Origin of the sequence: Cytobacillus oceanisediminis 2691, from assembly GCF_000294775.2 — a bacterium.
GTDB classification, from domain to species: Bacteria; Bacillota; Bacilli; order Bacillales; family Cytobacillaceae; genus Cytobacillus; species Cytobacillus pseudoceanisediminis.
In genome coordinates this window covers 4159065-4181566 of sequence record NZ_CP015506.1, presented here as the reverse complement: position 1 = coordinate 4181566, position 22502 = coordinate 4159065, and the positions used below count along the sequence as shown (strand labels likewise).

Annotated in this window: 23 protein-coding genes and 1 other annotated feature; of the genes, 19 read left to right on the top strand and 4 right to left on the bottom strand. The window is 40.6% G+C overall.

Annotation, left to right across the window (positions count from 1 at the left end):
• Positions 1-118 precede the first annotated feature (118 nt).
• From A361_RS29165 to A361_RS21020, 14 genes are all read left to right on the top strand, one after another.
• Complete coding sequence (locus A361_RS29165; protein WP_009332996.1) at positions 119-262, top strand: YqzL family protein; 144 nt, start codon at positions 119-121, stop codon at positions 260-262.
• Between the two features lie 30 nt (positions 263-292).
• Complete coding sequence (gene recO, locus A361_RS21080; protein WP_009332995.1) at positions 293-1045, top strand: DNA repair protein RecO; 753 nt, start codon at positions 293-295, stop codon at positions 1043-1045.
• Between the two features lie 85 nt (positions 1046-1130).
• Positions 1131-1316, top strand: a binding site (T-box leader).
• Positions 1317-1422: 106 nt separating this feature from the next.
• Positions 1423-2313 carry a glycine--tRNA ligase subunit alpha gene (glyQ, locus tag A361_RS21075; protein WP_019382855.1) on the top strand — a complete coding sequence of 297 codons (891 nt, stop codon included), beginning with the start codon at positions 1423-1425 and terminating at the stop codon, positions 2311-2313.
• Positions 2306-4378 carry a glycine--tRNA ligase subunit beta gene (gene glyS, locus A361_RS21070; RefSeq protein WP_009332993.1) on the top strand — a complete coding sequence of 691 codons (2073 nt, stop codon included), beginning with the start codon at positions 2306-2308 and terminating at the stop codon, positions 4376-4378. Before glyQ ends, glyS begins: the two co-directional genes overlap by 8 nt.
• 255 nt (positions 4379-4633) lie before the next feature.
• A complete protein-coding gene (locus A361_RS21065; RefSeq protein ID WP_009332992.1) occupies positions 4634-5269 on the top strand; it encodes a helix-turn-helix transcriptional regulator in 636 nt (211 codons plus the stop codon).
• Positions 5270-5297: 28 nt separating this feature from the next.
• A complete protein-coding gene (locus A361_RS21060; RefSeq protein ID WP_009332991.1) occupies positions 5298-6116 on the top strand; it encodes a pyruvate, water dikinase regulatory protein in 819 nt (272 codons plus the stop codon).
• A 370-nt stretch (positions 6117-6486) separates the two neighbouring features.
• The gene (locus A361_RS21055) at positions 6487-6954 is read left to right on the top strand and encodes a YaiI/YqxD family protein (RefSeq protein WP_026041796.1); all 468 of its coding nucleotides are present in this window, start codon (positions 6487-6489) and stop codon (positions 6952-6954) included.
• Positions 6955-6993: 39 nt separating this feature from the next.
• On the top strand, positions 6994-8811 hold the full coding sequence (gene dnaG, locus A361_RS21050; RefSeq protein WP_009332989.1) for a DNA primase: 1818 nt from the start codon (positions 6994-6996) through the stop codon (positions 8809-8811).
• A gap of 112 nt (positions 8812-8923) precedes the next feature.
• Positions 8924-10048: an RNA polymerase sigma factor RpoD gene (gene rpoD, locus A361_RS21045; RefSeq protein WP_009332988.1), complete on the top strand. Its 1125-nt coding sequence runs from the start codon at positions 8924-8926 to the stop codon at positions 10046-10048.
• A gap of 74 nt (positions 10049-10122) precedes the next feature.
• Complete coding sequence (locus tag A361_RS21040) at positions 10123-10650, top strand: hypothetical protein (protein WP_009332987.1); 528 nt, start codon at positions 10123-10125, stop codon at positions 10648-10650.
• 104 nt (positions 10651-10754) lie between these two features.
• Complete coding sequence (locus A361_RS21035; RefSeq protein ID WP_009332986.1) at positions 10755-11894, top strand: acyl-CoA dehydrogenase; 1140 nt, start codon at positions 10755-10757, stop codon at positions 11892-11894.
• Between the two features lie 187 nt (positions 11895-12081).
• Positions 12082-12447, top strand: a complete 366-nt coding sequence (gene cccA / locus A361_RS21030; RefSeq protein ID WP_009332985.1) for a cytochrome c550 — start codon at positions 12082-12084, stop codon at positions 12445-12447.
• 158 nt (positions 12448-12605) lie between these two features.
• Complete coding sequence (locus A361_RS21025; protein ID WP_009332984.1) at positions 12606-13313, top strand: tRNA (adenine(22)-N(1))-methyltransferase; 708 nt, start codon at positions 12606-12608, stop codon at positions 13311-13313.
• Positions 13310-14425, top strand: coding sequence for a Nif3-like dinuclear metal center hexameric protein (locus A361_RS21020; protein WP_019382854.1), 1116 nt, complete (start codon positions 13310-13312; stop codon positions 14423-14425). The genes A361_RS21025 and A361_RS21020 overlap by 4 nt, the downstream gene beginning before the upstream one ends.
• A gap of 42 nt (positions 14426-14467) precedes the next feature.
• On the opposite strand, the gene A361_RS21015 is transcribed toward A361_RS21020, so the two are convergent.
• Complete coding sequence (locus A361_RS21015) at positions 14468-15418, bottom strand: 4-hydroxy-3-methylbut-2-enyl diphosphate reductase (RefSeq protein WP_019382853.1); 951 nt, start codon at positions 15416-15418, stop codon at positions 14468-14470.
• Between the two features lie 169 nt (positions 15419-15587).
• Entirely contained in the window at positions 15588-16157 is a 570-nt protein-coding gene (gene vrrA / locus A361_RS21010; protein WP_019382852.1) for a VrrA/YqfQ family protein, read from the bottom strand.
• A 318-nt stretch (positions 16158-16475) separates the two neighbouring features.
• Here vrrA and A361_RS21005 point away from each other — a divergent pair, with 318 nt between their 5' ends.
• Both A361_RS21005 and A361_RS21000 read left to right on the top strand, forming a co-directional pair.
• Positions 16476-17786 carry a DEAD/DEAH box helicase gene (locus A361_RS21005; RefSeq protein ID WP_019382851.1) on the top strand — a complete coding sequence of 437 codons (1311 nt, stop codon included), beginning with the start codon at positions 16476-16478 and terminating at the stop codon, positions 17784-17786.
• A 260-nt stretch (positions 17787-18046) separates the two neighbouring features.
• Positions 18047-18940, top strand: coding sequence for a deoxyribonuclease IV (locus A361_RS21000; RefSeq protein ID WP_009332979.1), 894 nt, complete (start codon positions 18047-18049; stop codon positions 18938-18940).
• A 70-nt stretch (positions 18941-19010) separates the two neighbouring features.
• Here the strand turns inward: A361_RS21000 and A361_RS20995 are convergent, their stop codons facing one another.
• Positions 19011-19265 (bottom strand): DUF2624 domain-containing protein, encoded by a 255-nt coding sequence (locus A361_RS20995; RefSeq protein ID WP_019382849.1) that lies wholly within the window; start codon positions 19263-19265, stop codon positions 19011-19013.
• Positions 19266-19424: 159 nt separating this feature from the next.
• On the opposite strand from A361_RS20995, the gene A361_RS20990 reads away from it, so the two are divergent.
• Genes A361_RS20990 through A361_RS20980 form a run of 3 tightly spaced genes read left to right on the top strand, consistent with a single transcriptional unit; the run spans position 19425 to position 21530 of the window.
• Entirely contained in the window at positions 19425-20225 is an 801-nt protein-coding gene (locus A361_RS20990; protein ID WP_019382848.1) for a metal ABC transporter ATP-binding protein, read from the top strand.
• Positions 20222-21064: a metal ABC transporter permease gene (locus A361_RS20985; protein WP_009332976.1), complete on the top strand. Its 843-nt coding sequence runs from the start codon at positions 20222-20224 to the stop codon at positions 21062-21064. Before A361_RS20990 ends, A361_RS20985 begins: the two co-directional genes overlap by 4 nt.
• Before the next feature lie 52 nt (positions 21065-21116).
• A complete protein-coding gene (locus A361_RS20980) occupies positions 21117-21530 on the top strand; it encodes a Fur family transcriptional regulator (RefSeq protein ID WP_019382847.1) in 414 nt (137 codons plus the stop codon).
• Between the two features lie 331 nt (positions 21531-21861).
• Here the strand turns inward: A361_RS20980 and A361_RS20975 are convergent, their stop codons facing one another.
• Positions 21862-22437 carry a 5' nucleotidase, NT5C type gene (locus A361_RS20975; protein ID WP_019382846.1) on the bottom strand — a complete coding sequence of 192 codons (576 nt, stop codon included), beginning with the start codon at positions 22435-22437 and terminating at the stop codon, positions 21862-21864.
• Between the last annotated feature and the right edge of the window lie 65 nt (positions 22438-22502).

Sequence of the window (22502 nt, the reverse complement as noted above, 5' to 3'; positions counted from 1 at the left end):
GCATGCAGGTGATTGACAATATTTTCGTCTCATGATTTTACAAAGACAGGCTATGATATAGATAAATGTATTGGGATAAAGAAATTGCTAGTTGAATAACTGAAAGGTGGGGTTTTCGATGATGGATTTTACCTGGAGAGTGTTTTCCCAGACAGGAAATATTGACACATATCTTCTCTTCAAGGAGCTAGAAAAGGAAACTCAGGATATACCCGGCAGCAATGATGAAGAGCTAGCAGAAGCTGATTTTCCCATCTCATAGGTTTGTCGAAAGACAGGGATGGTGTCACGGTTGCTTGATAAATGTGAAGGCATCGTCATCAGGACAACTAATTATAGTGAAACAAATAAGATTGTTACTTTATATACCCGTGAATGGGGAAAAGTTGGTGTGATGGCACGAGGAGCGAAAAAGCCGAACAGCAGACTTGCTGCTGTCACCCAGCTTTTTACATACGGGAATTTCTTAGTTCAGCGTGGAAGCGGTTTGGGTACCCTGCAGCAGGGGGACATGATTTCATCTATGCGGTCCATTAAAGAAGATATTTTTCTGACTGCATATGCAAGCTATATTGTCGATTTGACTGATAAAAGCATTGAGGATAAGAAGCCCAACCCATTTTTGTTCGAATTGCTGTATCAAACCCTAAATTTAATAAACGAAGGATATGACCCGGAAATTCTTACAAACATTTATGAAATGAAAATGCTGAATGCTCTGGGTTTATATCCAGTACTTGATCAATGTTCTGTCTGCGGAAGCACTGACGGGCATTTTGCATTTTCTATCCGCGAAAACGGGCTTATTTGTCACCGCTGCCTTGATAAGGATCCTTATCATTATAAAGTGTCCCAGGCGACAATTAAGCTTCTTCGCCTGTTTTACTTTTTTGACTTGTCCCGGCTCGGCAATATCTCTGTCAAACCAGAAACCAAAGCTGAATTGAAAAAGATTATTTCTGCCTATTATGAAGAGTATTCAGGCTTAAACTTGAAGACAAAGAAGTTTCTGAATCAAATGGCTAAGTTTAATGATTTAATGTAATGCGTTTCTTTATAGGCGAAGCGCATTGGCTTTTGTTATTATTGACAATTTAAATCCATTCCGCTATGATTCAAAGTAATAAAATATAATTGCTGTGAAGGAGAAGAGTACTTAACCTTTTCTAATTAAAGCGAACCCGGGATAGTGGGAGCCGGGCATGGATGGTTAAGGAAGGGCGCTCCAGAGCAATATTGTCTATCGACAACTAAAGAGGCTGTGGTCAAAATCGCAGCAAATAGGGTGGAACCGCGGGTAAACTCTCGTCCCTATGCCATTGGGCATAGAGACGGGAGTTTTTTATGTTCACAGAAAAGCGGTGGGTAGACAGCTGTTAAGTTCATAAAGCTATAATTTATACAATAAGAAAGAGGTGTCCTATGAATATTCAAAGCATGATATTAACACTTCAAAAACATTGGTCTGAACAGGGTTGTATCTTGATGCAGGCATATGATACTGAAAAAGGGGCCGGAACAATGAGCCCGTATACTTTTTTAAGAGCGATTGGACCAGAGCCGTGGAATGTTGCTTATGTGGAGCCTTCACGCCGTCCTGCCGATGGGCGTTTTGGTGAGAATCCAAACCGGCTTTATCAGCATCATCAATTTCAGGTGATCATGAAGCCGTCGCCGGATAATATTCAGGAGCTGTATCTTGATTCATTAAAAGCATTGGGCATTGATCCGCTTGAACATGATATCCGGTTTGTAGAAGATAACTGGGAAAATCCTTCTCTGGGCTGTGCAGGCTTAGGATGGGAAGTTTGGCTTGATGGTATGGAAATAACGCAGTTCACATATTTCCAGCAGGTAGGCGGATTGGAATGTAAGCCTGTGTCAGTTGAGATTACCTACGGAATAGAAAGGCTTGCATCCTACATTCAGGACAAGGAAAATGTCTTTGACCTTGAATGGACTGACGGGTTTACGGTTAGAGATATCTTCCTGCAGCCTGAGTTCGAGCATTCGAAATACACATTTGAAACATCAGATCAGGAAATGCTCTTCAATTTGTTCAATATTTATGAAAAAGAAGCACATAGACAAATGGATGAAGGCCTAGTACACCCGGCATATGACTATGTATTAAAATGTTCTCATACCTTTAATTTGCTTGATGCAAGGGGAGCGATCTCTGTTACAGAAAGAACCGGCTATATCGCCCGATGCCGAAATCTGGCCAGAAAAGTAGCCAAAACTTTTTATGAAGAGAGAGAAAAACTCGGTTTCCCAATATTAAAGGATAAGGAGGAAGAATCTCATGAATAAGAAAGATCTTCTGCTGGAAATTGGACTTGAAGAAATGCCTGCCAGATTTGTCACTAATTCAATGAATCAGCTTTCAGATAAAGTGAACTCATGGCTTTTGGAAAAGAAAATATCTTTTGACGAGATCAGCGCTTTCTCTTCTCCACGCCGTTTGGCTGTTCTTGTAACGGGAGTAGATACCGCCCAGGAGGACATAAATGAGGAAGCGAAAGGACCTGCAAAAAAAATTGCCTTAACCGAGGATGGAGAATGGTCAAAAGCTGCGGTTGGATTCAGCCGGGGCCAGGGAGCTTCTGTTGAAGATATATTCTTTAAAGAAATTAATGGGGTTGAATATGCCCATGTCAGCAAATTTATAAAAGGAAAGGAAACAGCAGCACTGCTGCCGGAACTCCAGCAGATTGTCACCTCGTTATCATTCCCGAAAAATATGCGCTGGGCAAACCAGGAGCTGCGCTTTATCAGGCCGATCAAATGGCTTATGGCATTATTCGGAAATGAAGTCATTCCTTTTGCAATTACAAACGTTCATACTTCTAACCTTACAAGGGGCCACCGCTTTCTGGGCGAAGAGATTGAAATTAACAATCCTTCTGATTATGAAAAGTCCCTGCTGGCGCAATATGTGATAACTAATCCGCAGGAAAGAAAAAGTGCAATTCTATCACAATTGCAAAAAATAGAAGAAGAAAATGACTGGGTGATCCCTGTAGATGAAGATTTATTGGAAGAAGTAAATAACCTGGTTGAGTATCCAACAGCATTATATGGCCAGTTTGAAGAAGAATACCTGGAGCTTCCGGAAGAGGTTTTAATTACATCGATGAAGGAGCATCAGCGTTATTTTCCGGTAAAGTCCAAAGAGGGCAGGCTGCTTCCTTACTTTGTTACTGTCCGAAATGGATCCCATGAACATTTGGAGAAAGTGGCTAAAGGAAATGAGAAAGTATTGCGGGCAAGACTTTCTGATGCAGCTTTCTTCTACAGGGAGGACCAAAAAACGGATATCGCGGCATCACTGGAAAAACTTAAGAACATTGTTTATCATGAAGAAATTGGAACTCTTGCTGAAAAGGTGGAACGTGTTCGCCAGCTGGCAGCTAATTTGAGTGAAAATCTTCATTTCAGCGATGAGGCAAAGGCAGTGACAGACCGGGCTGCTGAAATCAGCAAGTTCGACCTTGTTTCGCACATGGTTTATGAATTTCCAGAGCTGCAAGGCTTTATGGGTGAAAAATATGCCCTGCAAAAAGGAGAAAAGGAAGCTGTGGCGCGTGCAATTAATGAACATTATATGCCGCGCAATGCAGAGGACCAGACGCCTGCAAGTGATGCTGGTGCAGTGCTGTCCATTGCTGAAAAGCTCGACACAATTGTGTCTTCCTTTGCAATAGGGATTATTCCAAGCGGCTCCCAGGATCCATATGCCTTAAGAAGACAGGCAACGGGTGTTATCCAGACTTTACTGGCAAAAAATTGGGATTTAAAACTCGAAGAATTAATTGCATTATCTTCTGAGACTGTTCTTAATTCGAAGATTGGAAAGAAATCAAAGGGTGAATTGATGCAGGAACTGGTTTCATTCTTTAAATTAAGAATCAAATATATGCTGCAGGAGAAGACAGTTCGTTATGACTTAATTGAAGCCGTTTTGGGCAGTGAAATCGGTTCAGTACCTTCACTTGTAAAAAGAGCTGAAGTATTGGAGTCCCATAAGGATGCTGCAGGTTTCAAGGAAAGCATTGAAGCTCTTAGCCGAGTTATCAACATTGCTTCTAAAGCAGAGGATAAAGGGGATATAGACAGCAGCTTATTTGAAAATGTTTACGAAAAATCTCTTTTCAACAAATATTTATCAGTGAACGAGGAATTAAGAAAAGAGGTAGCAGAAGAAGCTGCCTTTAACCTGCTAATTAGCCTGAAACCAGAAATTGATCAATACTTCGAGCATACTATGGTTATGGATGAAAAGCAGGAAATTCGCAGCAATAGGCTGCACCAGATGGCAAATTTGGCTGATTTGATTAAGAAGTTTGCAAATATGAACGAAATTATTGTTAAATAACGAGCTTAAATTTTGCGTTTTTTGCTGGAATAGGATTAAATTTTAAGAAAGAAGACAGCAGCTTTAGCTGTCAGGAAAGAGCCTGTTATATTGCTGACGGGCTCTTTCATATTTTGGACATATTGGGCGAAGTAAAGAGAACTATATAGGAAACACATCTTTTCATTTATGACAAATAGTATATAATAATTATATAAAAGTATAACATTATTATAATGGGAAATGAGTGCCATTAGCATACCCTGTTCAGAATAGGTGGTGAGGAAGATCGAATTAAATAAAAGGCAGGAAAAGATCATAGAAATCGTAAAGGAAAACGGACCGATCACTGGTGAGAGTATAGCGGAACAGCTTAACTTAACCAGGGCAACACTAAGGCCGGATCTGGCTATATTAACGATGGCAGGCTATTTGGATGCCCGTCCGCGTGTAGGATATTTTTATACAGGAAAAACCGGGGCACAGCTGTTGACAGAAAACCTTCAGAAGCTTTATGTAAGAGATTATCAATCCATTCCTGTAGTCGTTAATGAGAATGTATCGGTATATGATGCAATTGTGACTATGTTTCTGGAAGATGTCGGCACGCTATTTGTAGTGGACCAGAGTTCACTGCTTGTAGGGGTTTTGTCAAGGAAGGATTTGCTTAGGGCTAGTATTGGCAAGCAGGAGCTTAATTCTATCCCTGTTAATATCATTATGACAAGAATGCCTAATATTACGATGTGTGAAAAAGATGATTTGCTCATAGAAGTTGCTAAAAAGCTGATTGAAAAGCAAATCGATGCCCTTCCTGTTGTAAAAAAGACAGAGAAAGGGTTCGAAGTAAACGGCCGGATAACCAAAACAAACCTGACAAAAGCATTCTTGGCCCTGGCCGGCGAAAAGTAGCAAAGTAAGAAGGAGATGGTGTTGAAGAATGGAAAAATTGCCGATCATCTACGTCGTTTCGGACTCAGTGGGAGAAACGGCCGAACTTGTAACAAAAGCTGCCACAAGCCAGTTTAATGGCAGTGATATATCTATTAAGCGCTTCCCATATGTTGAAGAAAAAATACATATTGATGAAGTCATTTCGCTGGCAAAACTGGATAATGGCATGATAGCCTATACAATGGTTAAGCCGGATATGAGGAAGTATATTAACCAGAGGTCTGCAGAAGAAGGAATATATGCTTTTGATATCGTTGGCCCTTTAATGGATCAAATCCAAAGAGCCTGCGGCATTACCCCTCTTTTTGAACCTGGACTGGTCAGAAAGCTTGATGAGGATTATTTTAAAAAGATTGAGGCTATCGAGTTCGCTGTTAAATATGATGATGGCCGAGACCCTCGTGGGATATTAAAAGCGGATATAGTGTTAATAGGCGTTTCAAGGACATCAAAAACACCTCTTTCTCAATATCTGGCACATAAGCGCCTTAAAGTGGCTAACGTTCCCCTTGTTCCTGAAGTCGATCCTCCAGAAGAGCTGTTTCTTGTCCCGCCTGATAAGTGCTTCGGCCTGAAAATCAGTCCTGAGAAATTAAACTTTATCCGGAGAGAACGTCTAATATCGCTAGGTTTAAGCGATAATGCCAGCTATGCTAATATAGAGAGAATCAAAGAAGAAATAGGTTACTTTGAAAAGATTGTATCTAAAATTAAATGCCCGGTTATAGATGTCACGAATAAGGCAGTAGAAGAAACAGCCAATATGATTCTAAATCAATACCGTAAAAGCTTTCCGAAAAGCTAGCACATAAATTTTTTATGTGCCTTTTCTTTTTTATACTAGGCATTTAGGCTGTTTAGCTTAGGGTAGAATAGGGAGCGGGAGACTCCTCTGGAACCCCGAAATAAAGCTCCATTCTAAGGATGGCTTTTTTCAGGGGAAAACCTGTAAATTAAATTATATTCATCCCAGATAAATTAATGGCAAAATAGAGATTAATGTACTATAATAAAAAATTGTGATAAAAATGTCCCTGAATAGGTTTAGAGTTCATTGCGAAGGAATAAACTATTTATTGTGGCATGTCAAGTTTTCGACCAAGAAAAAATTCGACATATCTCACAATGCAAAAGTTATTCATGCAAAGAAGGATTATGCGGAGTGATGTAGAATTATTAGAACATCAGGCAAACCGAACATTATAGTAGATGCTGATTCCTGTCCCGTTAAAGAAGAAATTGTCGAAATAGCCAATTCCTTTACGTTGGACGCAGTATTTGTTGCTTCTTATGCCCATATGAAAAATGACCTAAATGGGGCTGTCTGGAAATTCGTTGACAGCAGTAAGGAAGCTGCTGATTTATTCATAATGAATTATGTGAAATCAGGAGATGTAGTTGTAACTCAAGATATTGGATTGGCATCAACTCTTTTGCTCAATGGTGTTTATGTCCTTTCTCCCAGGGGAATTTTATTTGAGGAAAATGAAATTCGGACCGCGCTTGAAATGAGGCACCTTTCAGCGAAAGCGCGAAGAAGAGGAGTTTATGGGAAAGGCCCAAAACCATACAGCCGAGAGGACAGATCCAGGTTTGTGCAGCAATTGACAAAAATTTTGTCGAATCTTGAAGGAATTCAGTAACGTTTATCGAATACCTGAGTAAGTAATGGAGTTGTTCATATGGCAGAACGGATCGCCGAGGAGAAAGTAAATGAGATTCGGCAAGCTGTAGATATTGTTGATGTCATTGGCGACTATATTCAATTAAACAAGCAAGGACGCAACTATTTTGGGCTTTGTCCTTTTCATGGCGAAAATACTCCTTCCTTTTCTGTATCGCCCGAAAAGCAAATCTATCATTGCTTTGGATGCGGAGCGGGAGGCAATGCCTTTTCTTTCTTAATGGAATTAGAAGGATATTCCTTTCAGGAAGCAGCCTTGAAACTCGCTGAAAAAGGAAATGTCAAGCTTGAAATTGATGCGGCATCTGCAGCATCAGCAAAATCAATGCCTGTAGATTTACAGCAGATGATGGAAGCTCATGAGCTTCTACGTAAATTTTATCACCATCTGCTCGTAAACACAAAAGATGGTCAGCATGCACTTGAATATTTGCTTAATAGAGGCTTTACAATGGAATCGATTGAGAAATTTCAAATCGGCTATTCATTGAAGTCCTGGGATTTTGTTTTCAAGTTCCTTACTAAAAGAAAATTCCCGGCAGATGTTATGGAAAGGGCAGGACTGATTATCAAAAGGGAGAAAGATGGGAACTATTTTGACCGCTTCAGAGATAGAATCATGTTCCCGATTTTTGACCGCAGCGGAAATACGATTGCTTTTTCGGGAAGATCACTTGGGGACGATGAGCCCAAATATTTAAATAGCCCTGAAACTGTAATCTTCAATAAAAGCAAAACTTTATATAATTTTCATTTGGCGAGACCACAGATTAAAAAATTGCAGAGGGCCGTTCTTTTTGAAGGGTTTGCAGATGTAATCGCTGCTGATCGTGCTGGTGTCGGCAATGGCGTTGGTACGATGGGCACCGCTTTAACTGAAGAACATGTTGCTTCTTTAAGAAGAAATGTTCAATCAATCACGATCTGTTATGATTCCGATAATGCAGGTATTGAAGCCGCATACCGGGCTGCAAATCTGCTAATGGAAGCAGGATGCCAGATCAGAGTGGCGCTCATGCCTGACGGATATGATCCGGATGATTATATTAATGAGTTCGGAGAAGAAAAATTTCGTCATGATGTAATCGAGTCCAGCATAACCTTTATGGCATTTAAGATGCTTTATCTCCGCAGGGGGAAAAGGCTTCAAAATGAAGGAGATCGTCTCCTTTATATCGAAGAGGTATTAAAGGAGATCAGCCAGCTGGATAAAGCGGTCGAAAGAGATCATTATCTGCGCCAGCTTGCGAATGAATTCTCACTTTCTCTGGAAGCCTTGAAAGAGCAGCAAAAACAGGTCTATTATACGGAGAAGCGAAGGAACACCCATAAAGGGAAAGGTGCTTTCGAACCTCAAAAAAGGCTTCAAACACCAAAAAGGGCTGACAGTCTTAAACCCGCCTACCATACAGCGGAGAGAAGGCTAATCGCCCACATGCTCAGGAATAGTGACATAGCATTTAAAGTTCAAGATATGCTTCAGGGAAATACATTTAACATCGATGAACACCAGGCAATTATTACCTATCTTTTAGGTTTCTACGAAAAAGGCCATACGCCTGATCCGAGTGCATTTATAAATTTTATAAAAGATGAAAAGCTTAAGCGAATTGTGGTGGATATAGAAATGATGTCCATTAACGATGAAATAAGCGAACAGGAATTATCAGATTATCTTAAACAGGTGTTGAATTATCAAAAGATGTTAAAAATAAAGGAAAAACTAAATGAAGAAAAAGAAGCAGAACGACAAAAGGATTATGCTAAAGCGGCTTTAATCGCAATGGAGATCCTTCATTTGCGAAAGTCACTATAAGAAGGCCTTGTGCCTCAAATAAATGTTTCTGGGGATTAGGCGTCTCCTAAGGAATAGTCCCATTTGCAAGATGTATTAAGAATGTGTTTGATTTTTGGAAGGAGGGGGACATATGGCTGAAAAGTCGGCCCGTTCAAAAGAGGTTGATACAGAGTTGACCCTTGAACAAGTGAAAGATCAATTAGTTGAAATAGGAAAAAAGACAGGTGTCCTTGCCTATGATGATATAGCAGAAAGATTGTCTCAATTTGAAGTCGATTCCCACCAGATGGATGAATTCTATGAATTCCTCGGAGATCAGGGTGTTGAATTAGTCGGAGACAATGAAAATGAAGATCCAAATGTTCAGGAGCTTGCAAAAAATGAAGAGGAATTTGACCTTAATGATTTAAGTGTCCCTCCGGGTGTGAAAATTAATGATCCTGTCCGTATGTACCTAAAAGAGATTGGGCGTGTTGATTTACTCTCTGCAGAGGAAGAAATCGCACTTGCCAATCGAATTGAGGAAGGCGATGAAGAAGCAAAAAGACGTCTCGCAGAAGCTAACCTCCGATTGGTTGTAAGTATTGCTAAAAGGTATGTGGGACGCGGAATGCTATTCCTTGACCTTATTCAGGAAGGAAATATGGGACTGATAAAAGCGGTTGAAAAATTCGACTACCGCAAAGGATTTAAGTTCAGTACGTATGCAACATGGTGGATCCGCCAGGCCATCACAAGAGCAATTGCTGACCAGGCCCGTACAATTCGTATTCCTGTCCATATGGTTGAAACCATCAATAAGTTGATCCGTGTCCAGCGTCAGCTTCTTCAGGATCTTGGCCGCGAACCAACACCAGAAGAAATTGCTGAAGATATGGATTTAACTCCAGATAAAGTAAGAGAAATTCTTAAGATTGCACAGGAACCTGTTTCATTAGAAACACCTATTGGTGAGGAGGATGACTCTCACTTAGGTGACTTTATTGAAGATCAGGATGCCACTTCTCCATCAGAGCATGCGGCATATGAACTCCTTAAGGAACAGCTTGAAGATGTTCTTGACACACTTACTGACCGGGAAGAAAATGTTCTTCGTCTTCGATTCGGACTGGACGACGGCCGAACCAGGACTTTAGAAGAAGTTGGCAAGGTATTTGGCGTTACCCGGGAGCGTATACGTCAAATTGAAGCCAAAGCCTTAAGAAAACTGCGTCATCCCAGCAGAAGCAAGCGTTTAAAAGACTTCTTAGAATAAAAAAGAATTGCCAGTGGATAGTTTACTTCTTAAAATGGAAGTAAACTATTTTTTTTTGACTGGATGTGCTTTGGTTGGATGAAAACAGAAAAAAGGTCATTGTTAACGAACTTCTGTATTGGAAGAAAAGCCGAATGCTCCCTGATCGATATTGTGACTACCTGCTGGCTCTTTATACGGAAGGAAGTCAGCCGAAGGAAATAAAAAAGCATAAAAGTGTAATGGGTCTGTATCTGGCCAATCTTATTTTCTTGCTGCTTATTCCAATTTCTGCTTTATTAATTTATTTTACTGAATTGTCTATTATTTTGCAAACTGCCATTTTGTTTCTTTTTATTTTCACGTGTATATTCTTTGTTTTTTATTTTTTCAGGAAAGCAAAATTAATGCATATTCCCATCATATCAGCAGCATTGAATTTACTGATGGGATCTGTTGCACTAGTATCGGAGGTATATCGCGAAAACCAGAAAGCTCTCTATGCTGCCCTAGTAATTAATTGTGTTCTTTGGCTGTTTGCGGGTTTGAAATTGAAGTTTCAATATTTATGGATTTCCGGGGCGCTAGGATGCTTTTTAATAGTTATTTCTATATTCGTATAATAAAATATTTTAAAAAGTTTTTAAATGTTGAGAAAACTCTTGCATCCCTTATATAATAGTAATGAAAGCGTATACAACAACTTTTGTGTTTAAGGGGGATGTAAATGAATTTTGACTTGACGGCCGAACAGAATATGATCTATAAAACCATAAGGGAATTTGCTCAGGAAGAAGTGGCACCGGGGGCTTTGGAAAGAGACCGTACAAAAGAATTCCCGATAGAAGTTTTTAAAAAAATGGCGGATCTTGGTTTAATGGGACTTCCTTTCCCTGAAGAATATGGTGGGGCAGGGGCAGATACTGTAAGTTTCGCTATTGTAACAGAAGAATTGAGCAGAGCGTGCGCTTCTACCGGAATCACTTACTCGGCGCATATTTCTCTTGGCGGAGCACCGCTTTATTTATTTGGAACTGAAGAGCAGAAGCAAAAATATCTGGTGCCAATTTGTACAGGTGAGTCGTTTGGAGCTTTCGGTCTGACAGAACCAAATGCAGGCTCTGATGCAGGCGGTACGAGAACAACAGCCGTAGAAAAAGATGGAGAATATATCATTAACGGAAATAAGTGTTTCATTACAAATGCAAGCTATGCTAAGCATTTAGCATTGACTGCTGTCACCGGTGAAAAGGATGGCAAAAAAGAAATAAGCGCAATTATTGTTCCAACGGATGCAGAAGGATTTACTGTGATCGATAATTACGAAAAGATGGGACTCAATGCATCAAATACTACTGAACTTGTCCTTGAAGACGTACGCGTTCCGACTGAGCACTTGCTCGGCAAAAAAGGAGAGGGCTTTAAACAATTTTTAATTACTTTGGATGGAGGGCGTATTGGAATTGGAGCCATGGCTCTGGGAATAGCGCAGGCTGCCTATGACAAGGCACTCCAGTATGCAAAGGAACGTAAGCAGTTTGGCCGTTCATTATCAGATTTTCAGGCTATTCAATTTAAACTTGCAGATATGGCAATGAAAATTGAACTGGCAAGGAATATGGTTTACAAAGCTGCATGGCTGAAAGACCAGGGCAGACCTTTCGCAAAAGAAGCATCCATGTGCAAGCTCTATGCTTCTGAAATCTGTATGGAAATCGCTGATCAGGCCGTCCAAATCCACGGAGGATACGGCTATATGAAAGACTACCATGTAGAACGCTACATGAGAGACGGAAAGCTCACAGAAATAGGTGAAGGTACCTCAGAAGTACAAAGAATGGTCATTGCACGCCTTATTGGGTGCTAAATTTATTATGAATCCAATAATAGGAAGGACAAAAACTCCACCCTCAGGATGGAGTTTTTGTCCATTTTATGAACAAGATTTGACAAAGTTTACAATAGGGCTTTTCCTTCTGACTTTTTTAAAGTAAAATAGAGATTGTTTGTATACTTACTTAAACTGAATGTGCTTACATAAGGGAGGTTAAATCATGAATCGCAATCCAATCATTCCATTTGTGTTAATTATGGTTTTTGGTGTGGTAGCAATGTTCCTTGTTTCTTTTAAAGGTCTTGGCGATATGGAAGAGCTTGCTAAAGAACAGGAAGGCGGCGGTGCTGAAACTGAAGAAACTGCAGCTGCAACCCCTGAAGAAATTTATCAGAAGAGCTGTATCGGATGTCACGGTGACCAGTATCAAGGTGGAGTTGGTCCTGCTCTAACAGGTGTAGGCGATCGTTTATCACAAGATGATATCGCAAATATCGTAGTAAACGGTAAAGGCTCAATGCCTCCAGGATTAGTGCCTCAAGACAAAGCTGCCGAAATGGCTGAATGGTTAGCAGGCCTTAAGTAATACCTATAATGAAAGTCCTTTGCATATGTAAAGGACTTTTTTTATACTATAAGAAAGGCTATCGCAAATTACGATAGCTTTTTTTAGCTTTTCTCTCAGGAGGAGCAGATAGGCAGGCGCTCTGCGCTTGTTACAATACATATATAAGTGGTGACAGAATGAATACAGAGAAATTATCAAATCGGCTTGAAGCTGTAACAAATTATATCCCCCCTGGTTCACGAGTGGCTGATATAGGCTCAGACCATGCGTATTTGCCCTGCTACGCAGTAAAGAAAGGCATTGTCCCTTTTGCTATTGCTGGTGAAGTGGTGGAAGGGCCGTTTCAATCAGCCAAAAAACAGGTGAAAATGGAAGGGCTTGAAAATCAGATTTCTGTAAGAAAAGGCAGCGGCCTTGAAGTAATTGGGCCAGGCGAAGTAGACTGTATAACCATTGCGGGCATGGGAGGCGCTTTAATTGCGAGCATTCTTGAAGATGGGAAGAGCAAGCTTGCTGCTATAAAGAGGCTTATCCTCCAGCCGAATTTAAGTGCCATCTCGATTAGAACCTGGCTGATTGCTAACGGCTGGGAGCTAATCGCTGAAGAAATTCTCGAAGAAGACGGAAAGATTTATGAAATCCTTGCAGCTGAAAAAGGAGAGCCTTTGAAACCATACAAGAATAAAGAACAAGGTTTGCTGATGGGCCCTTTTCTAATGGAGCAAAAATCCGAAGTATTTCGAACCAAGTGGATTGGTGAAAAGAAAAATTGGGAGAGAATCCTTTTGCAGCTCGATAAGGCTGCATACTCCAGCGAAACAGAAAAGAGAAAACAGGAGCTGAAGGAGAAAATCAAAATGGCAGAGGAGGTACTAAAACAGTGAAAAAAATAAATGGACATGAGATTATCCAATTATTTGAGCAGTTCTCCCCAAAAGGATATGCGATGGAAGGAGACAAAATCGGCCTCCAGATCGGCAGGCTTAACACCCCCGTTGAAAATGTCATGATTGCCCTTGATGTGCTGGAAGAAGTCGTTGATGAGGCAATTGAAAAGAAGGTACAGCTGATTATTGCTCATCATCCGTTAATCTACAGGCCGCTGCAAAAAATTTCAACGGATACTCCATCCGGAAGAATTATTGAAAAGCTTATCAAACATGATATAGCCGTATATGCAGCACATACCAATTTGGATATCGCCAAAGGCGGGGTCAATGATATGCTTGCTGATGCACTGAAGCTGACCAATACAGAAGTTTTATATCCAACATATGAAACTGAATTGAAAAAGCTCGCTGTGTTTGTACCTGAAGAAAATGCTGAATCACTAAGGCAAGCGCTTGGTAACTCAGGGGCAGGTTCAATTGGCAATTACAGTCATTGTTCGTTCGCCTCCCGTGGAACAGGGCGGTTTAAGCCTAATGGGGAGGCCAATCCGCATATCGGCCAGCAGGGTAAGCTTGAGACTGTTGAAGAAGTCTGCATTGAGACCATTTATCCTGAACATATAGAAAAGAAAGTGCTGTCGGCCATGTTCAAAAACCATCCTTATGAAGAAGTTGCTTATGATATTTATAAGCTTGAAAACAAGGGGGAAGTTCTTGGGCTTGGAAAAATTGGAGAAATCAGCGAGATGACTCTAAAGGAATTTGCAGAGCATGTAAAACATACACTTGAAGTGGATGGAGTCCGGGTAGTAGGTGACCTCTCATCCAAAATCAGGAAAGTTGCTGTCCTGGGCGGAGATGGAAATAAATACTTCATGTCAGCAAAGATGAAGGGGGCTGATGTATATGTTACAGGTGACATGTATTATCATGTGGCACATGATGCCATGATGATGGGCCTCAATATTGTTGATCCGGGACATAATGTGGAAAAAATAATGAAAAAGGGAGTTGCCCAAAAATTAGTACAGATGTGTTCTGGAAAAGGGTATAGCGTATCCATTTTTCCTTCTGAAATTCATACGGATCCATTTAAGTTTGTTTGACTAAAAAAGAACCGGTCTCATATAGGGACCGGTCTTTTTGATTTATAGCTTTGCAGACTTCTTCACTTTAGGAAGTATCTTATTTAATGGCACTTTTTTCTCGCGTGACCATGTGGATTCATCAATGGGATTAAATTGTTCCAGGAACGTGATGACTTCCTTTGTGATCGGTGTCGGTGTAGAGGCTCCTGCTGTGACTGCAACTGTCGTTGCATCTTTTAGCCAATTCACATCCAGTTCAGTTATATCAGCAATGCGGTAGGCTTTTGTACCGGCAATTTCTTCTGATACCTGTGCAAGACGATTGGAGTTATTGCTCTTTGGGTCCCCCACGACGATTAAAACGTCAGCCTGGCCAGCTTGTTCCGCAACAGCTTCCTGGCGCACCTGGGTAGCCATGCAGATTTCTTTGTGGAACTCTGCGTGAGGATATTTTTCCTTTATCTGATCCATAACATGTACGACATCCCATTGGCTCATTGTAGTCTGATTAGTCACCAGTATTTTATCAGCCTGTATGCTAAGTTCATTTACATCCTCAATGGTCTGTACTAAATGGACTGCTTGAGGAGCTACACCTACTGCACCTTCAGGTTCTGGATGGCCTTTTTTGCCAATGTAAATGATTTGAAAACCTTCCTTTTCCTTCTCTCTGATTAAATCATGTGTTCTTGTTACGTCAGGGCACGTAGCATCGATTGTCACAAGGCCTTTTTGTTTGGCTGCTTCACGCACTTCAGGTGAGATGCCATGTGCTGTAAAAATGACAGTGCCTTTATCGACTTTATCTAAGATTTCTTTGCGGTCTTTCCCATCAAGTGTAATAATGCCTTCCTCTTCGAAAGCATCTGTTACATGTTTGTTATGAACGATCATACCCAAAATATAGATGGGTCTTGGCAATGACGGATCAAGTGCAGCGTTTCTGGCAATAACCATTGCATCCACCACACCGTAACAATACCCCCGAGGAGAGATTTTTATGACATTCATCTGCTTATCCTCCCTAATGAAAGCTTATATCTGAATTGAAGTGAGTTCTATTTCTAATGCGGAAAAATCCCATATTGCATTTCTATTATATAAGAGATAAACCGATATTACAAAAGGAGTAATTCTTCTTAATAAAAAGCAAAAAAAGAATGCCTCAGCATCCTTTTCTTTAAATATATAATTTAGGTTTGGAAATACCTTCTGCTGAAGATGATTTAACGGCTGGCTTTTCAGAGACAGGTGCCTTTTTGGTTTTTTTGCTCTGGGAATCTGGTTTCTTTTTTTCTGCTTTCGTCTGATTGGATTCCTCTTTAGGTTCAGAAGCGGTCTCATCAGCTTCAGGGGCATCTTTCAAACCTCTATAAAGTTTCCACATAGCAGGAAGATTCCTGACCAGCGGACCATACTGCTGAACCATTGGTCCAATTTGCTGTGCGGTATTTAGAACCTTTTGAGTGTTTGTTAAAAAGCCGTTTATGGAAGAAGGGTTGCTTATTGCCTGCAATATGCCTCCACCTGCGGGGGAGCCTCCTGCTGCTCTTGCTCCCCCCATTCCGGCTGCAGGCTGTGCATTGCCTTTTCCCAATATTTTTGAAAGCAATCCTCCCCTGCCTCCACCGCGTTTCATTCCCGGAGGACCGCTCATCATTGGCCCCATAGGAGGTCTTCCCTGCATCGGTGTCATAAAAGGATGGGGAGGCATTCCTCCGCGCATAGGGGGTCTTGATCCTGGCATCATATCTATTGGCCTCCTTTCTTTGCACATTTCTGCTTCTTAATAAAATTTCATATAATAAAGTATGCGTTTATCCCATTTTGGTTTAGGCATAAAGCAGAAGAAACCAATTTATTTATTAAAATCGCCCAAAAAGCTTATCATAAAAATATAAATGCCTGTATGAGTGGTTATTTGCAGGAAACTTTATTATAATAACAGGATGTAGGAAAAGCTCGGAACCAGCAAGTTGCAGTTGATACTAGTAGATCTTACTTCACTAATATATGTTTCGGATGCTGCCTGAACTGAGGCGAATCTGAATAATTGAGGAGTTTTTATATGAACGAAACGAAATTTGACCGATTTAATTTGAAGCCTTTTATTATAGAAGCGGTTAAGGATTTTGGCTTTTTCGAGCCGACAGAAATTCAGGAAAGAATGATTCCTGCAGTACTGAAGGGTGAAAGCGCCATTGGCCAGTCGCAGACAGGTACAGGAAAAACTCATTCATACGTACTGCCTATTCTTCAAAAAGTTGATCCATCCCGCCAGGAGGTTCAGGCCATTATTACTGCACCGACACGTGAGCTGGCCAACCAGATTTATCATGAAATTCTTAAAGTAACAGAGCATTGTCCAGAAGGAGAAGAGATAACTGCCCGCTGCTATATCGGCGGAACAGATAAGCAGAGAACGATTGAAAAACTGAAAAGACAGCCTCATGTGGTTGTAGGGACTCCTGGAAGAATTAATGACCTTGTAAAGGAACAGGCGCTATTTGTGCATACTGCAGAAATTCTTATTGTGGATGAAGCTGATTTAATGCTTGATATGGGATTTATAGAGGATGTTGATCAGATTGCAGCAAGGATGCCGGAAAAGCTTCAGATGCTTGTGTTCTCAGCTACGATTCCGGAGAAGCTAAAGCCTTTCCTGAAGAAATATATGGAAAATCCGAAATATGTTCACGTTGAGCCTAAGCAGGCAGCAGCAGCTAATATTGAGCACTGGCTTTTGCCGTCCAGACATCGAAACAAAGTGGAACTTGTCTACCAAGCATTGACTTCGCTTAATCCTTACTTAGCCATTGTTTTTACCAACACCAAGAAAAAGGCAGATGAAGTGGCAGACGGATTAATCAGCAAAGGTCTAAAAGTCGGGCGGATTCACGGAGACCTTAACCCTCGTGAGCGAAAGAAAATGATGAAGCAGATTCTCGACCTTGAGTTTCAATATATTGTGGCAACAGACCTGGCAGCCCGGGGCATTGACATACAGGGAATCAGCCATGTAATCAACTATGAACTTCCGACAGATCTTGATTTTTATATACACCGGGTTGGCCGGACAGCGCGTGCAGGATTCTCGGGAATTGCTGTGACGGTGTATGAGACTTCCGATGAAGATGCATTAAACAGACTTGAAAAAATGGGATTGGAATTCCAGCACAAAGATCTGCAAAAAGGTGAATGGACAGACCTGGATAATCGCAATAAGCGAAAAACAAGACAGAAACAAACAGATGACATTGATAAAAAAGCTGCATCACTAGTGAAAAAACCAAAAAAAGTAAAACCAGGATATAAAAAGAAAATGAAATGGGAAATGGATAAAATTAAAAAACGCGAAAGAAGAATAAAGCGCAAATAAATTTTTGCAAGACTTTTGACCTGCTAACTCGTCTTAACCACTGAGTTGGTTGGGAGCTGATGGGATTTGATTCTTGAAAAGTTAATTCAAGGAAGCTTAGTCAAAGTCCTGCGGGAGGAGAGGGAGTGAGAGACCCTGCAGTCGAATCCGAGAAGGCTCTCATTCCTCCGGAAATCAAAATGCACGCAGTGGAAATCAACGGGCATGGTTTATAAGTAAAACAAATTTTTAAAAGAAATATTAAAGGGAGAGGTATCGTCATGCTGAAAATTGGATCACATGTGTCCATGAGCGGAAAAAAAATGCTTTTAGCAGCAAGTGAAGAAGCTGTTTCATATGGCTCCAATACATTTATGATCTATACAGGAGCCCCGCAAAACACAAGAAGAAAAAAAATCGAAGATCTGAACATTGAGGCCGGGCTGAAGCATATGGCAGAGCACGGGATTGCTGATATCGTTGTACATGCTCCTTATATTATCAATATCGGGAATACTTCAAACCCTTCAACATTTGAATTAGGCGTTAATTTCCTTCGCTCTGAAATCGACCGCACCGAAGCGATTGGTGCTAAGCAGATTGTTCTTCATCCAGGTGCACATGTAGGAGCTGGAACAGAGGCCGGCATCAAACAAATCGTGGAGGGCTTGAATGAAGTCTTAAATGGCGAAGAAAATGTGCAGATCGCACTAGAAACCATGGCCGGAAAAGGTTCGGAGTGCGGGAAATCCTTTGAAGAGCTGGCTATGATTATAGAGGGAGTCAATTATAACAACCATTTATCTGTATGCTTTGATACTTGTCATACGCATGATGCAGGATATGATATTGTAAATGATTTCGATGGTGTATTGGAAGAATTCGATAAGATTATTGGGCTTGACCGCCTGAAAGTGCTCCATATTAATGACAGTAAGAATGAGCGCGGAATGCGTAAAGACCGTCATGCGAATATCGGATTTGGCCACATTGGCTTCAGTGCGTTAAACTACATTGTTCATCATCCTCAATTACAGGATATCCCTAAAATTCTGGAGACTCCTTATGTTGGCGAAGATAAAAACAATAAAAAAGCGCCTTATAAGCAAGAAATTAATATGCTGCGCAGCCAGGAATTCAATGAAAATCTACTAGAAGCCATTACGGCTGGATAACTATAATAAAAAGCTGTGCTCGAGAATGCACAGCTTTTTGCATGAGTAATTAAGTATTATAAGCCAAGTCCTATTTTGTAAATTGCAAAAACAGCCTGTTTACTTCCCTTGCAGTTTCCGGACCCGCAATCCTGGCAATTTCTTTTATTATTTTTGTCCGTTCCCGATCATCAAAGATGTTTACTTGCTTTCCTCTCAAATGGTCTGCAATTTTCTGAGCCTGCGCTTTAGTAATTCTGATGTTGAACTGCTCTCCATATTTTAATAATTCATCTGCTGTAATATTGCTTAGTTTGTGATTAATGATGTTTTCGAATATTTTCATGTTCATCACTCCTCCTCAGTACTTTATGAGTTAAGAATATGAATAGTGACAATAAGTTTTGAAATTCCAATAAATAAGCATGTACCTTTACTTTGAATGCAGGTTCCTGTATACTGTGTTAGTAAATCGTAATGATTCTTAATATGTAAGGTGATAAAAATGGCACAGCCAATTATTGAAATAGATCATGTTTCTTATAGATATGAGAAAGAAAATGTCCTGGAGGATATTAATCTGACCATTAATTCAGGAGATTTCCTTGGAATCGTCGGGCCAAATGGTTCGGGAAAATCAACCCTGCTAAAGCTTATCCTGAATTTGCTTAAAGTGCAGAAGGGGAGCGTTAAACTGTTTGGCAATGAAATAAGCCGCTTTAAGGATTGGCAGAACATTGGGTTTGTTTCTCAAAAGGCAAATTCATTTAACACAGGATTCCCGGCAACGGTCTTTGAAGTCGTTTCAAGCGGCCTTACAAAGAAGCTGGGGCTTTTTAAATTTATGGGCAAGGCCGATCAGGCAAAAGTTCTGCATGCTATTGAATCTGTTGGCATGCAAGAGTTTGCCGGACGCAATATAGGCGAGCTTTCAGGCGGGCAGCAGCAGCGGGTTTTCATTGCCCGGGCATTGGTAAGCGATCCAAAATTGCTAATATTGGATGAACCCACAGTAGGTGTAGATGTAAAAAATGTCCAGTCTTTCTACGAGATGCTTGATGATTTAAATAAGAAGCTTGGTATAACTCTATTGCTGGTTACACATGACATTGGCACAATTTCTGATAAAGTCACTCATGTGGCTTGCCTGAATAAGAATTTGCATTTCCATGGAAATACAGCAGAATTTGAAAGCTTAAATATCAATGAAATGTCAGAAATCTACGGGCATGATGTACATGTTCTGACACATAATCATGACCATCATCATGACCATCATCACCACGATAAAGGAGCAGGCAGATGATTGCAGGAATCCTTCAATATGAATTTTTACAAAATGCTTTTTTAACGGGAATCATCATCGGAATCATTGCTCCTCTACTGGGTGTGTTCATTGTTGTCAGGAGGCTGTCTTTAATTGCCGATGCTTTAAGTCATGTGACACTTGCTGGGATCGCTGCAAGCTTGCTGCTTGAAAAGAAATTTATCGGATTGAGCGGGTTGAATCCGTTATATATGGGGATGGCTTTTTCCGTAGCAGGGTCATTGTTTATTGAAAAACTGAGGGCTGTTTATAAACATTATCAGGAGCTTGCTATTCCTATTATTTTATCTGGAGGCATTGGGCTTGGAGTAATATTTATTTCACTCGCTGACGGGTTCAATACTGATTTATTCAGTTATCTCTTTGGCAGTGTCAGTGCGGTCAGCCGGCTGGATTTATGGACGATTTTAATCATCAGCGTGTTTGTTATTGCACTTGTGGTGCTGCTCTATAAAGAATTGTTTCTGCTGTCATTTGATGAAGAGCATGCCAAGGCATCTGGAATAGCTGCTAAAAGTGTCCACTTCATATTTATTGTCATGGTAGCTTTGGTCATAGCTGCTTCCATGAGAATAGTGGGTATTTTATTGGTTTCATCACTTATGACTTTGCCGGTTGCTGCCAGCATCAGAATCGCAAAAGGATTCAAACAGACGATTTTCCTGTCCATGCTTTTCGGTGAAATTTCAGTTTTAGGCGGGCTGACGATTTCCTACTATATAGATTTAGCTCCAGGCGGAACAATCGTCATGATTGCCGTGTTAATACTGATTGTGACAATATTGTTTAAAAAAATTGCAGGCCTGAGGCCGGCATAATATAAAGGAATTCTATCCGAAGTTATTTCAAAGCAAACAATGAGGTGAAAGTATGAATGTTGATGAAGCCATGCAGCTTTTAAAGGATAAAGGCTATAAGCATACAGGGAAGAGGGAAGAAATGCTTCAGCTATTTGCTGATAGCGATAAATATTTAACGGCAAAAGATGTTCTGGAAAAAATGAAGGATAATTACCCTGGACTCAGCTTTGATACAATCTACAGAAACTTATCATTATTCGTGGACCTGGATATTTTTGAGATGACAGAGCTATCAGGGGAAAAACACTTCCGCTTTACTTGCTCACATGAACATCATCATCATCACTTTATATGTCTGGATTGCGGCAAAACGAAGGAAATCGAAGTCTGTCCCATGAAGCAGGTACAGGAAAATCTCAAGGGATATGATGTTTCTGGACATAAGTTCGAAATATATGGGAAGTGCCCGGAATGTTTTCAATAAGGAAATAAAAAAGAGGCATGGAGCTATTTATTATAGTCCCATGCTTCTTTTTGTAATCTAGGAAATAAAAAAATATAAAGATGTGAACTTTGTGGAGAAATAATAATCTGCATCCAGCTACAGCGCCTAGCCTCTTGGTTCATAAGCCAAATTACTCCAGAAACCAGGAACAAGAAATGCTTCGGCAGCGATACATCGCCCGACCAAAGTAGCTTTGGGAGGTTTCCTGCGTGATTCGTCTTATGCCTGCCGGACTTGCGCAGGATGTGCTGGCTTCAACGTTCGCCACATGAGGTGGCGGTTTTTAGTTTGAGTTCATCTGATCAAGGCGCTACCGCTTTTGTTCCTGCAGCCAGTCTTCCACCCATGCATATGCTTCCTTCCAGCTTCTTACTCTAATGACGCCATTGGGAAGGGGTTCCTGGTTATAGGGTGTATCGAATAAGATGACAGGAATTCCACATGCCTCATGAATCATAACTGCATTATCATGTTTGTCTTCAAAAAATATATCCACTTCATATTTTTTTGCTGCTTCGATTTTATCATGGCTCCCGATCAGTTCAATATGATCGAACTCCAATGTGTTCTCTAGAAACCATTCCTCTGTTATTTGCTGAAGGTGAGAACCCCTGGCACTTATAAAATACAATTCATGCTTGCGTTTCCAGTTGGTCAAAGCTTCCTTTGCGCCTTTTGCAATGGGTGATTCTTTGTATATAATGGGCTCATTTTCATAAAACCAATCTGCAAATTGTTCTTCTGAAATCGTCACCAAAGGTGTTAAATCATATTGCTTAATATCATTTAAAGTAATATTCAGATTAAATGCTTCATTTAAATACGGAACCATGGCTTCAGGGCGCGTAACCGTTCCGTCTATATCAATGCCAAAACGCTTCTTCATCATTATGATCTCCTTTAATGCATATATCCCTTATCTTAACAAAAGTCCCGGCCTTGAAAAAGAGT